Source organism: Streptomyces sp. 796.1, assembly GCF_047525675.1.
GTDB lineage: Bacteria > Actinomycetota > Actinomycetes > Streptomycetales > Streptomycetaceae > Streptomyces.
In genome coordinates this window covers 14647-27392 of sequence record NZ_JBLIWA010000016.1, presented here as the reverse complement: position 1 = coordinate 27392, position 12746 = coordinate 14647, and the positions used below count along the sequence as shown (strand labels likewise).

11 protein-coding genes are annotated in these 12746 nt (G+C 71.3%); 4 read left to right on the top strand and 7 right to left on the bottom strand.

Annotated features, from left to right (window positions below; genetic code table 11):
- Nucleotides 1–71 precede the first annotated feature (71 nt).
- From ACMA1D_RS13000 to ACMA1D_RS12980, 5 genes are all read right to left on the bottom strand, one after another.
- Entirely contained in the window at nt 72–1403 is a 1332-nt protein-coding gene (locus tag ACMA1D_RS13000) for a histidine kinase dimerization/phospho-acceptor domain-containing protein (RefSeq protein WP_414724077.1), read from the bottom strand.
- A gap of 1 nt (nt 1404) precedes the next feature.
- The gene (gene cseB, locus ACMA1D_RS12995; RefSeq protein ID WP_414724076.1) at nt 1405–2169 is read right to left on the bottom strand and encodes a two-component system response regulator CseB; all 765 of its coding nucleotides are present in this window, start codon (nt 2167–2169) and stop codon (nt 1405–1407) included.
- A gap of 195 nt (nt 2170–2364) precedes the next feature.
- Nucleotides 2365–3309 carry an endonuclease/exonuclease/phosphatase family protein gene (locus tag ACMA1D_RS12990; RefSeq protein WP_414724156.1) on the bottom strand — a complete coding sequence of 315 codons (945 nt, stop codon included), beginning with the start codon at nt 3307–3309 and terminating at the stop codon, nt 2365–2367.
- A gap of 62 nt (nt 3310–3371) precedes the next feature.
- Nucleotides 3372–4331: a D-alanyl-D-alanine carboxypeptidase family protein gene (locus ACMA1D_RS12985; protein ID WP_414724155.1), complete on the bottom strand. Its 960-nt coding sequence runs from the start codon at nt 4329–4331 to the stop codon at nt 3372–3374.
- Between the two features lie 403 nt (nt 4332–4734).
- The gene (locus tag ACMA1D_RS12980; RefSeq protein WP_414724075.1) at nt 4735–5523 is read right to left on the bottom strand and encodes a class I SAM-dependent methyltransferase; all 789 of its coding nucleotides are present in this window, start codon (nt 5521–5523) and stop codon (nt 4735–4737) included.
- A gap of 515 nt (nt 5524–6038) precedes the next feature.
- Between ACMA1D_RS12980 and ACMA1D_RS12975 the strand changes: the two genes are divergently transcribed.
- A complete protein-coding gene (locus tag ACMA1D_RS12975) occupies nt 6039–6902 on the top strand; it encodes a phosphotransferase (RefSeq protein ID WP_414724074.1) in 864 nt (287 codons plus the stop codon).
- A 623-nt stretch (nt 6903–7525) separates the two neighbouring features.
- Nucleotides 7526–8419, top strand: a complete 894-nt coding sequence (locus ACMA1D_RS12970; RefSeq protein WP_414724073.1) for a PhzF family phenazine biosynthesis protein — start codon at nt 7526–7528, stop codon at nt 8417–8419.
- Here the strand turns inward: ACMA1D_RS12970 and ACMA1D_RS12965 are convergent.
- Nucleotides 8397–9197 carry a CPBP family intramembrane glutamic endopeptidase gene (locus tag ACMA1D_RS12965; RefSeq protein ID WP_414724154.1) on the bottom strand — a complete coding sequence of 267 codons (801 nt, stop codon included), beginning with the start codon at nt 9195–9197 and terminating at the stop codon, nt 8397–8399. The genes ACMA1D_RS12970 and ACMA1D_RS12965 overlap by 23 nt on opposite strands.
- A gap of 255 nt (nt 9198–9452) precedes the next feature.
- Nucleotides 9453–10955: a glutamate--cysteine ligase gene (locus tag ACMA1D_RS12960; RefSeq protein WP_414724072.1), complete on the bottom strand. Its 1503-nt coding sequence runs from the start codon at nt 10953–10955 to the stop codon at nt 9453–9455.
- 512 nt (nt 10956–11467) lie between these two features.
- On the opposite strand from ACMA1D_RS12960, the gene ACMA1D_RS12955 reads away from it, so the two are divergent.
- The gene (locus ACMA1D_RS12955) at nt 11468–12064 is read left to right on the top strand and encodes a hypothetical protein (RefSeq protein ID WP_414724071.1); all 597 of its coding nucleotides are present in this window, start codon (nt 11468–11470) and stop codon (nt 12062–12064) included.
- A 426-nt stretch (nt 12065–12490) separates the two neighbouring features.
- Complete coding sequence (locus tag ACMA1D_RS12950) at nt 12491–12697, top strand: DUF5999 family protein (RefSeq protein WP_414724153.1); 207 nt, start codon at nt 12491–12493, stop codon at nt 12695–12697.
- Nucleotides 12698–12746: the final 49 nt, after the last annotated feature.

Sequence of the window (12746 nt, the reverse complement as noted above, 5' to 3'; positions counted from 1 at the left end):
GGCGGCCCCGACCGGTCCGCGCACGGCAGCGAGACCCGGCGGCCAACCCGGCCGTGGCGGTGTCGGGCAACTCAGCGGGGCAGTTCGAGCGTGGCGACGGCGCCGGGCGGCGCGTCGGCGTTCGTCAGGGTGAGGCGGGCGCCGATGACGTGGGCCTGCCCGAGGGCGATGGTGAGGCCGAGGCCGTGGCCTTGGCCGCGTTCGGCGGCTCCGGTGCGAAAGCGTTGCGGGCCGTGGTCGAGGACCTCGTGTGGGAAACCGGGGCCGTGGTCGCGCACGACGATGGTCGCGCCCTCGACCAGGACCGCAACGGGCGCCGTGCCGTGGCGGTGGGCGTTGAGGATCAGGTTGGTGACGATGCGGTCGAGCCGGCGGGGGTCGGTTTCGACGACCGGGTGACCGATCACCGAAAGGTCCGTCTCCAGGCCCGTGCGCTGTACGGATTCCGCCACCAACTCGCCGAGCGGCACCGGTTGGGCGTCGGCTTCTTCGGCTCCCGCGTCCAGGCGGGAGATCTCCAGCAGGTCGTCCACCAGGGATCGCAGCACCCGCACCCGGTCGCGTACCAGGTCGGTGGCCTCGCTCTCGGGCAGCAGGGAGGTGGCGGTGACGAGGCCGGTGAGCGGGGTGCGGAGTTCGTGGGCGACGTCCGCGGTGAAGCGCTGTTCGGTGCGCAGCCTGTCCTGGAGCGCGTCGGCCATCAGGTCGACCGCACCGGAGATGTCGCTGATCTCGTCGTGGCCGCGGCTCTTGGTCCTGGCGTCGAGATCGCCGTGCTTGATCCGCCGGGCCGTCCCGGCGACGCGGCGCAACCGCCGCAGTACGAGTTCGGCAGCGAGGACCGTGAGGGGGACGACGACGGCGAGCGTGGCCAGGGCCGCGTACCGCATGTGCCGGTCCAGCGCCTGTCGGCTGCGCCAGTCGCTGGACACGTCCACGTGGACGGCCAGGGCCGTGCCGTCCACCCGGCCCGCCGCCCACATCTGCGGTCCTTGCAGCGGCTTTCGGATGTCGTACCAGGTCACGGGGCGGGACGTGGGGCGCGAGCCGATGCGCTCCAGCAGCGGGTCCGGCACGTCGTCGCCGGTCAGGTAGACGGGGCGCTCCGCGGGCGAGGAGGGTACGGGTTGCTCGCCGCGGAATACGGCTTCGGCCTTCGCCAGTGCCTCGATCGCACGGCCGCGGCCGATGTTCATGTCCCGCTCCTCGGTGGTCCGGTGGACCAGGAGCCCGATGCCGAGGGCCATGGCACAGGCCGCTGCCGCTCCCCCGGCGGCGACCTTCCACCGCAGGGACCGCCAGTTGACCAGGCGCCGCAGGGTGTGTCCGGGGCCCTCGTCGGGTGTGGTGCGGGCGGCGGATGTGGCGCGGGCAGGGGATGTGGGTGGCTTGCTGCGTGGCATCTCAGCGCCGGAACTTGTAGCCGAAGCCACGGATGGTCTCGATGTGCTCGGCGCCGATCTTCTTGCGTAGCCGCTGCACCGCCAGGTCGACCACCCGGATGTCGCCGTCCCACCCGTAGTCCCACACCTTGCGCAACAGCGTCTGCCGTTGCAGGGCGATGCCCGGCGCGGCGGCGAACTCCAGGAGCAGCCGCAGTTCGGTCGGGGCGAGGGCGAGCGGCTGGCCGTCGACGCGGACCTCCAGGCCACGGGTGTCGATGCTCAGGTTGCGGAAGGTGAGCAGGCCATCGGCGTCGCCCGGCCGGTCGTCGGTCGCGGGCGGGGCGGTGAAGGTGGCCCGGCGGAGCAGGGTGCGGATGCGTGCCACCAGGACGTTGGTGTCGACGGGCTTGACGACGTAGTCGTCGGCTCCCGCCTCCAACCCCGCCACCACGTCCAGGGCGTCGCTACGGGCCGACATCATCAGGATGGGCGTCTGGCTGGTTTCGCGAATCCGGTGGCACAGCCCGATGCCGTCCAGGTGCGGCAGCATGATGTCGAGGAGCAGCAGGTCGTGCTGCGCTGCCCGGAACATCTCCAGGCCGGTCAGGCCGTCGGGCGCCAGGGACACCCGGTAGCCGTAGCGCTCCAGTGCCATCCCCACGGACCTGCGGATCGCCTCGTCGTCCTCGACCAGGAGCACGTGTACGGCCGGCGGCAGGTCGGCGGCGGGGCGGCTCGGCACGGCCGCGTCCGCTGGCGCACTGGGATCACGCTCTTGTTGCATCACATCACCTGAAGGTCGAGCCGAGCCGGGGGTCCGGCTGCGTGGGTACGGGCCCGTGGGCGGGGCGCTCCGGGTCCAGGGGACACCCTGCCAGTACGACTGTCGGCGGGGCGGTTGCCGGGGCGGGCGCGCTGGTGGTGACCGGGCGGCTGGCCCGGTGGGTGTCCCTGCGGGCGGGGCGGCCGTGGCAGTCGGTCACAGTCGCAGGGTGGCCGCGACCGGCAGGTGGTCGCTGCCCGTTCTCGGCAGGGTCCACGACGAGGCCGGGGCGATGCCCCGCAGCAGGATCTGGTCGATCCGGGCCACCGGCAGCGCAGCGGGCCAACTGAAGCCGAACCCGGCGCCGGCCTCCTCCTGCGCCGACCGCAACGGGGCGAACACCGGCGCCAGGGCACGGTCGTTGGGCGTGCCGTTGAAGTCACCCACCACCAGGACGCGGGTCGCCGGTTCGGCCCGTACGGCAGCGGCAAGCCGTTCGGCCGCCGCGTTCCGGCTCGTCGTGGCGAAGCCCGCGTCCGGGCGCACCCGCACCGACGCGAGGTGGGCGACGTACACGACGATGGGGCCCTTGGCCGTGGCGACGGTGCCCCGCAGGGCGCGGGGCCACGGCATGATCTCGACCGGTGCCACGGCGTGCAGGGGGTACCTGCTCCACAGCCCGACGGTGCCCCGTACGGCGTGGTAGGGGTAGGAGTCGGCCAGCGCGCGCTCGTACGTCGGCGTCGTGTCGGGCGACAGTTCCTCCAGGGCCAGCACCTGCGCACCGCTGGCGGCGAGTTGGCGGGCGGTGCCGGCCGGGTCCGGGTTCGCGTCGTTCACGTTGTGGCTCACCACGGTCAGGTCGCCACCGGCGGCTCGCTTGTCCACCAGTACGTCGCCGAACAGGGACCACCACACGAGGGCCGGCAGCAGCACGGCGACCGCGGCAACCGCGGAACGCCGCACCGCTGCCAGAACCAGCAGTACGGGCACGCTCACACCCAGCCAGGGCAGGAACGTCTCCAGCAGGCTGCCCAGGTTGCCGAACCCGTTCGGCACCGCCGCGTGCGCCGCCATGACCAGTGCGCACAGCCCCGCGGCGGCAGCCACCCACCGACCGCGCCGCCACCTCCCCCCGTCCCCCGCGGCGGCTCCTGCCACCGCCGGCCGGTCGGCGGGCTCGGTGGCCCGGGAGCGGCGCACCAGGCGGTCGACCAGCGCGCTCACGAGCGCACCGGCTGCCGGGCACCGCTGCCGATCAGGGCCGCGGGCAGGCCCTGGCGGACGGCATCGATCAACTCACCGCTGTGCGTCAGCGCAGCCGCCATGCCCTCGGCCGGCGTGGTGTGGGCACGCTGCCCCAGCACCGCCCCGAGCACCAGGTGCCGCGCCCGGCCCGACCCCACCTCGGCAGCCCACAGCAGGTTGCCCCCGGCGGGCGTGCTCGATCCGGTCTTCAGCCCGACCACGCCGGGCTTGGCCAGCAGCCGGTTGGTGTTGGCGATGACGCCGGGCGTGTCGGGGACGGTCGTCTCGCGCAGGCCCACCACCGTGCGCAGTACCGGGTGCTGCATGGCCTGGCGGGCCAGTTTGAGCTGGTCATCGGCGGTGCTGCGGGTGGTCGGCTCGATGCCGCTGGCCCCGGTGTACGTGGTCCGGCGCATTCCGAGGTCGGCCGCCGCGCGGTTCATCTTCGCCACGAACGCCTGCTGGCTGCCGGCGTCCCACCGTGCCAGCAGCCGGGCGACGTTGTTGCCCGAGGGGATCAGCAACAGCTCCAGCAGTGTGCGCTGGGTGAGCCGCTGCCCGGCGCGGACCGGGGCGGTGGATTCGCTGAGCGAGTGCGACTCGGCCTCGGCTGTCGCATCGACGGTGATCCGGGGCCCTGCCTCGTCGGCCCGCAGCGGATGCTCCTTGAGGATCACGTACGCCGTCATCACCTTGGCAAGGCTCGCGATGGGCACCGGCTGCTGTTGCCCGCTGCTGCCCAGGCTGCCGAGGCCCGCGACCTCGACGCTCGCCTGGCCTTCCGCGGGCCACGGCAGGTCCAGCCGGAGCGCGCCGGACGGGGCCGGAGACGCCGAGCCGACCAAGGCTCGACCGCCGGCCCGCACATCGCCACCGCCCTGCTCACCGGCGCCGGCGAACCCCACCCAACCACCGACGCCGACACCGACCGTCACGATCAACGCGGCCGAAGTTCCCGCCGCCCGACACCGACCCCACCCCGCTGCTCCCGTACGAGCAACGCGTATCCAACGAGCGCGCACCGGCGACCGCCTCTCCCAGTTCGACGTGCACGAAGGTCCCGCGCACACCTCGAAGACTGGACGCCGACCGCAGCCGGCCGATCAGGGCCGTGCGGCCGACACCGCGCGGATGTGTGTCATCTGGGTATCGGCCCACCGGGCGGGCCGGGGGCGCCCGCTCGCTCCGGCGGGCGGGGTGTTTGCGAGCTGCTTGGACAAGCTGGTGACCGCGTAGCGGGCGCGGCCGATCAAGATGTGCCCATCGGCCGTCCGGGATGCGGGCGAGGACGTACGGACCACACCCTGCTGGCCGCCCCGGGCGCGTCCGTTCTGGTTGCTACTCGGCTTGCAGGACGAAGAAGAGGAAGCACAGGAAGCGCGGCTTGGCCGCGATGGCCTCGGGGAACACCTCGCGAGCAGCGGGGTCAGGATCTGGCTCGCTAATGACTGATATCCGGAAACCGGCCCCGGTGAAAGCCTCGATCATCGCGTGCAGCGGCCTGTTCCATCTGCTCACCAGGGCGGTATGGCCGCCCACGGTCCACTCCACGGTCCATTTGGTGGTGTCGAAGTAGTTGCACTCGGCCTCGCGACCGGCCTCGCGGTGTATGAGGTTGACGGCAAAGGGATGGTCGACAGACGCGATCAGCCGACCGCCGGGCCTGAGTACGCGTCGCAGCTCGGCCAGCGCCGGCCCCCAGTCCTCCAGGTAGTGCAGCACGAGGGACGCCGCTACGTCGTCGAACGTGTCATCAGCGTAAGGAAGCGGGCTGCCCAGGTCCGCCACCTGTAGGTCCGCATCGTCTCCGAGCCGCTGCCGAGCCAGCTCCAGCATCTCGGCACTCGTGTCGAAGCCACTGACCATGGCGCCACGTTCGCGCAGCGCGGCAAACAGGGCCCCCGATCCGCAGCCGGCATCGAGGATCCGCCGGCTGGCCACGTCTCCGGCGAGGGCCAGCATCGCGGGCCGCTCGTAGTAGGCATTGACCAGGTTGGTTTCGTTTGCGGCCGTGTACGCCTCGGCGAAGCTGTTGTAGTCGTTGGTCTTCGACGGATCCGTACTCACGGCGGACGGCGAGACCAGCTTGGTGGAAATGACGTGCTTGGGGCCCTCGCTTGAGATCATGGTGCGGGAGACGTGCAGTGCAGCAGCTCGGTTCCTGGCTGCGGCCAACTGCTGCGCTGCGTCGCCGCGCGGACCGATCTCGTCTACCCCGGAGTCCTCTCCCTGGCGGGCAACGCCGGTGCGGAAGGCCCTCCGGGAGACAGCAGGCGCCCCCGGCGCTGGTATCGGGGAGTCGAAACCCGAGCGCGAGGCTCCCCGGGCGGGGTTTGGTTCCTAGGCGACCACTCCCGACGCATGAACGCTCCCCTCCGCCGACAACACGTTCGGCCGGGCGAGGCGGCCGGCCACAAGGCAACGAGCACAGCGGACGCTGGCACGACGAACCCTTCGACGCGGTGAACCCGTGACGACCTGGGTTCGCCCGCGCCGGCAAGATCTCGTGAGACGGGACACCAGGGCTTTCCTCGCTCGCCGAGAACGAAAGGGTGCAGCACGGCTCGTACCGAGACCCAGTAGCCGGCGCCTGACCACGCCGGCCCGGCACCGCCCTCACCCACCCGTGCCAGACTTCGCCGGTGGACACAGCCGACCTCACACGTGCGATCGCGGCTGCGACATCCGTCGCCGCCTCGCTCGACCTGCCAGCCGACGACGCAGTCATACTCCACGACTCAAACAGGCTCACACTGCGGTTGACGCCGTGTGACGTCCTCGCCCGGGTAGCCCCAGGAGGGCAGGCCGCGCAGTTCGAAGTAGACCTCGCCCAACGGCTGGCCGAGGCCGGCTGCCCGGTGGGCACCGTTGCGCCCCGCGTGGGTCCACGTGCGTACCCCCGCGACGGCTTCGCAGTGACGTTGTGGACCTACTACGAACCCGTCACGACCCACGTCCCACCAGCCGATTACGCCAAGGCGCTGGGGCGACTGCACACCGGTATGCGCGAGGTCGCCGTGGTGAGCCCACGGTTCACCGACCGGATCGCGGAGGCGCAAGAAGTCATCGCCGACCCCGACCGCTCGCCCGAACTCGCCGGAGCGGACCGCGTGTTCCTCAGCAGCACACTGGAAGGTGTGCGCCGGCGGATCGAGGACCGCGGCGCAGCGGAGCAACTGCTTCACGGCGAGCCGCATCCGGGCAACGTGCTCAGCACGGCGGACGGCCCGTTGTTCATCGACCTTGAGACGTGTTGCCGCGGGCCGGTCGAGTTCGACCTCGCCCATGTTGCGGAGGCGGTCTGCGAGCACTACCCGGACGTCGACCGGGACCTGCTGGACGAGTGCCGACAACTCGTCCTCGCAATGGTCGCAGCGTGGCGTTGGGACCGTGACGACCGCTTTCCGAACGGCAGGCGATTCGGGGAGGAACTCCTTCGCCTGCTGCGAGGGGGACCACCCTGGCCGACGCTCGACGCGGTGACCAGGCAGGTGGGCGGTCGGTAGACGTCACTGGGCCCCGTGCTGCGCTGCCCGGTCGTCCGTCGTCGGGTTCACCCGGGCCAGCACACCCTGGGCGGTCATTGCCGGTGCCGAGGAGATCCTTAAGCCGCTCCCGCCAACCCAACCACCGCCACCTCGCACCGATGACGAAGCAAGCCCGCCTCCCGTACCCGCTCCAACCCTTGCAAGTCAGCGACGTACGTACGGACGAACGACTCGCTCCAGGAGGATCGCCTCCCCTCCTCATGCCCGTCCCAGCTCCATCGTCAGGGCCCCGGCCCCTGCTCCCACAGCCCGAGCCGCTCAGCATGTCCTGAAGTGTCAGTCGGCACCTGAAGCGGCTGACCGGCACCTCCGGTGGAGAGCCAGCACCTGGGGTGTGAGGCCGCTGAGGTGCGGGCCGGCAGGCCAGTGACCCGCCGTGGGCGAGGCCGGGTCACCACTGACAAGCGGTGGCCCGGCCGGTGTCGACGGCGGTGACCGGCGGGCGGACGGCCGCCCCGATCGGGTCAGTACCAGGCGCCGGCGGTACGGACCCTTCGGGGCGGCACACCCGGCCCACCCGCACCGCGCCGACCGCGGTGCACGACGTACGCGACCGTCCGGGGGCGGCTTAGAGTCGGCCCATGCGCATACGAACCGTCGACGCCTTCACCGACCGCCCCTTCGCCGGCAACCCCGCGGCGGTGGTCCTGCTGCCCGCCGGGCCCTTCCCCGACGACGCCTGGCTGGCGCAGGTCGCCGCGGAGGTCAACCTGTCGGAGACCGCCTTCGCCCATCCGCTGCCCGACGACCCGGAAGCCGACTGGGCACTGCGCTGGTTCACACCCACTACCGAGGTGGCGATGTGCGGTCACGCCACGCTGGCCACCGCACACGTGCTGCACACCACCGGGACGGCCAGCGGCACCGTCAGGTTCGCCACCCGCAGCGGGGTGCTCACCGCAGCGCTGCCCGTCGACACGGCACAGGCCCCGGGCCCGGCCACCGCGACCGCCGCTGCCGCCCCCGCCGGCACCATCACGCTGGACTTCCCGACCGCCCCGCTGACCGCCGCCACTCCCCCGCCCAACCTGTCGGCCGCGCTCGGCGCACCCGTGCTGGCCTGCTACGACACCGGGCCGAACGTCGGTGACCTGCTGGTGGAACTCGCCACCGAAGCCGCCGTGCGCACACTCGCCCCCGACCTGCGCGCCATCGCGGGGCTCCCGGTGCGCGGGGTGATCGTGACCGCGGCGGCCGAACGCGCCGACGCCGACTACGACTTCGTCTCGCGCTTCTTCGGTCCCGCCTCCGGCATCGACGAGGATCCGGTGACGGGCAGCGCCCACACCGCCCTGGCCCCGCTGTGGTCACCGCGGCTGGGCCGCACCGAACTGACGGGGCTCCAGGTCTCGGCCCGCACCGGCCGGGTACGGACCCTGCTGCGCGGGGCCCGTACGCTCCTCGAAGGCACGGCCGTCACCGTGATCGACGGGGAACTCCACGCCACCGCGGTCACTGCTCCGGCAGCCAACTGACCTCGCCCTCCAGGAGCCCGTAACCGCCGAAGGCCACGATGTCGATCAGGGCGTGCGCGGCCACCAGCGGCCCGACCCGGCCCCAGCGTCGATAGAGCCACACGAAGATCACGCCCATCACCAGGTTGCCGAAGAACCCGCCGATGCCCTGGTAGAGGTGGTACGAGCCGCGCAGTACGGCGCTGGCGGCGAGGGCAGCCAGCGGGCCCCACTCCAACTGGCCGAGCCGCCGCAGCAGATAGCCCACCACGATCACCTCTTCGACCACCGCGTTCTGCACGGCGGAGGCGATGAGCACCGGATACTTCCACCACACGTCCGGCAGCGACTCGGGCACCACGGTCAGGTTGGCCCCGGCGGCGCGGGCACCGATGTAGAGGAGGAGGCCGGAGCCGCCGATGCCCGCCGCGACCAGGGCTCCCCAGCCCAGGTCGGAGCGGGGTGCCCGCAGGTCGAAGCCGATGGCGCGCAGGCCAGAACCCTCGCGCAGCAGCAGATGGGCGACGAGGGCGACCGGGACCAGGGCGGTGGAGATGCCGAAGAGCTGCCAGGCCAGGTCGAGCCAGGGCCGGCCGGGCGCGGCGGAGGAGTTGAGGTTGGCGGTCTGGTTGCTGAGCCCGCCGGGTTCGGTGGCCGAGCCGATGAAGTCGATCAGCGCGGACACCCCGCTGGCGCCCAGCGACAGCGCGAGCACCAGCACCGTTTCGAAGCCGAGGGTGCGCCGCGACAGGCCGCCCCCCGACGCGGGGTCGACCACCTCGCGGGCCTGCGAGCGCACCACCGTCTAGCCTCCAAGATCTCCACCTGCTGAAGCGGGTACGAGGGGGCGCGCCGGCGGCGCCCCTTCCCACCTGGTCCCCTTCGGGAGGTCTTAGCTTGCCTGACGTCACCGGCCCGGACGACACAGGGGCCCATGGCACTCCGTGCCGCCCGACCCGGTTCGACGGTGGTCAGCCGCGCCCGGCAGTGGCGCCAAGTCCTGTGGCGGCGCCACCCCGGCGTACGGTCGGCCCGGCAGCGCTCCGGCGTGCGCTCAGCCCGCCGCCCCCACCGGCCAGGTGTGCACCGGCTCTCCGGTACGCATCAGGGTGCAGTAGCGGCGCGTCATGGCCGCGAGGGCGTCTTCCCTGGCCAGGCCGGTGGCGAGCGTGTGGTGGTAGGTGTCGGACTGCCAGGAGGCGCCGTTGATCCGCCGGCGACAGCGTTCGGCGATCACCCCGAGGTAGCGGTCCCGGTCGGTTCGCTCCACGCCCCAGGCGTCGAGGCCCGCCGCGGCCAGCGGCAACAGCTCCTCCAGGACCAGTCGTACGGCCGGGGTGCGCGCCACCGACGGTCCGCGGCCCGGGCGCGGCCAGTGCAGTCGTGCCTCGATGCCGTCCCGACAGGCGACGTCGAAGTTCTCCGCCGCCATCGCGAACGGCAGCCGGGTCCACACCGGGCGCGGCTGCTCGCACAACGCCCTGACCAGGCCGTAGTAGAAGGCCGTATTGGCGATGACGTCGGCGACGGTGGGCCCCGCTGGCAGCACCCGGTTCTCCACGCGCAGGTGCGGCACCCCGTCGGAGACCGCGTACACCGGTCTGTTCCAGCGGTAGATGGTGCCGTTGTGCAGCGCCAGTTCCGAGAGGTGCGGGGCACCGCCGTCATCGAGCACCTTCATCGGGTCCTCATCGCTGCTGATCGGCAGCAGCGGGGGGAAGTAGCGGAGGTTCTCCTCGAACAAGTCCTGTGCAGAATCGATCCAGCGCTCTCCGAACCAGGTGCGCGGGCGTACGCCCTGCGCGCTGAGCTCCGGCGACCTGGTGTCGGTGGACTGCACGAACAGCGGCGGGCGCGACTCGCGCCACAACTCCCGCCCGAAGAGGAAGGGCGAGTTCGCCCCGACGGCGATCTGCACCGCGGCCACCGCCTGCGCGGCGTTCCACACATCAGCGAAGCGGCGCGGCGTCACCTGGAGGTGCAACTGCACCGACGTACACGCCGCCTCCGGCGCTATCGAGGCGGACGTGCAGGTCAGCCGCTCGACGCCGGCGATGTCGATGGTGAAGTCCTCGCCCCTGGCGGCCAGCAGCTCGTCGTTGAGCAGCCGGTACCGGTCGGCCCTGGAGAGATTGGCGGGCACCAGGTCATCGGCGGCCAGGGTCGGCAGGATGCCGATCATCACGATGCCGGCGGCAACCTCTCCGGCCTTTCTGTCGGCGTATGCGAGTCCGGTACGCAACTCCTCGGATAGCTGGTCGAGGACCCGGCCGTGCATGCGGTGCGGCACGATGTTCACTTCGAGGTTGCACTGACCGAGTTCCGTCTGGAAATCCCCGCTCGCGATGCGTTCGAGGACCTGGTCATTCAACATCCGTGGCATGCCGTCGGGCCCCGCGAGATTCAGCTCGATCTCCAGGCCCATGAGGTTCTTGGGACGCTCGAATCGCTTCTCTTTCAACAGTCGGGCGAAAGCGTCAAGGCATTGCCGCAGCTTTTCACGGTGCCGCTGCCGATCGGACAGGGCAAACCCACCTGCCACGATCTTCTCACCCATAGAAGCGTCCCTCCTAGACCGCGTCACGGCCGCGCCAGCCGTCTGGAACCCGGCTCAGGAAGGGAGCCGGGGGAAGTCACGGTCGATGATGCCCAGGCGGTGTGATCGATAACGCCGCGTCCACGCAGTGGGACGACTAAGCTCCAGTTACCGAACGCGGCGGGGCCTTCTTGGGCATATGACGACCTACCAGCTCGCCCCACTTTTCGCGGCAGAAAAGACAGGCAAGTTTCAGCCTTCCAACGGAACGATAAAAGCCACGGTCAGCCGCGTGCACCTTCAAAATAAGTGGCACAGAAACGGATCAATCACCACAACGCAAGGGCCTGATAGGCCCTTGCCGAGTTGACCGCACAGGTACCGCGAAAGGTAAAGGGAACACCTGTCGTATAAGCTCGCCAATCGAGGCAGAGAGAGGACGACCCGGCAATCAGACCGGCCCTCATCTGACCCGTGCACAGACAGTGCCGTCCGCATCCCCCGTTGCACCTGTCTTGAAGTGAGAGGCGACTATGCCGCTGCATGTCTCCCCAGCCCCAGCGCCCGCGTTGCGCAGCGTCCTCACGGCCCTCGGTTCCCCCGCCGCCGTCCATGAGGCGCGTACCCCCGCCCTGCGCGTCGAACCGGGTTCGTTGGCCGTCGCGCATCCGCTCCCCCTGCACGTCCTGGACCACGTGACACCCCGTGCCGGGCAAGCAGCGGCGCCGATCACCCGACTCATCGGCTGGCGCTTCCTGATCGTCGGCGCGGAACACGCCGTGGCCGCAGCCGAAGCCCTGCTCACACCGGGCGGCTGGGCATTTTCCCACTTCTGTGAGGGCCCGTACGTGACCTCAACCGAGCAGGCCCTGCGCCGCGCGGACGCCCTGCCCACCGCGTACCAGCCCCGGCTGCTCTCGGTGCCCGAGCTGTACATGCTGACCCTGTGGCTGCACCGCGAGACGGCGGACGAACCGGCCGGCGGCCCACCGGCCCCGGCCGATCTGCTGGTGCCGCTCGCGCCGGCGCCGCCGGGCATCGCCGCCAACCGCCCGCACCAGGTGGCGGACCTGCTTCCGATGCTGACGCTCCGCCTCACCCCGGAGCCGCTGCTGGGGACGCCCGCCTGAGCGGAGCCCGCCCCGCCCCGCCCGCAAGCAGCACCACTCCGCGCCAGGCCCACGGCGCGTGCCTCCACCCACGCGCCGCCTGCTCCCGCGATGCTTCACGTGGACGGCACCGCCAGCACCTCGCACCTCGTGCGCCCCGCGACTCCTGAGTCGCGGGGCGCACTCGCTTCGTCACGATCCGCGCTGCTCCATCGAATGGACTAGTGCGAGTCGACTACCACGAACCACCCGCTGGGATGACCCGCGCCGCGACAACCATCCCGATGGGTGACGCGTCTTCCCTACGAGAAGAAGCGCTGCCGCTAAATGCCTGCGAAATGACGCTCGCAGGGCAAGACTGAGACCAACCGACAGTTACGGGGGGCGGCAATGGATACCGCACCGAGCCGCAGGACAGCCACCACATCGCAGCGAAAGACCTCCACCATGTGCCAGCACCAACCGCCGTGCCCGACAGCAGAGTCCGCCGACCGGGAGGCGGCCCATCTCGTGGCCCACCATCCCGAGCAGGGCTGGAGCCTGTTGTGCAACGGGGTCCTGCTCTTCGAGGACACCGGCGAACTGCTGCCGGACGGGCAGGTCATCGCCCCGCACCGGCCGCTGGGCACCGAGCACGTGATGACGGCCGCGTAAAGGGCACCACTCGGATCGGCGCACCGGCGCCGGTCACCACGGCGTCGCA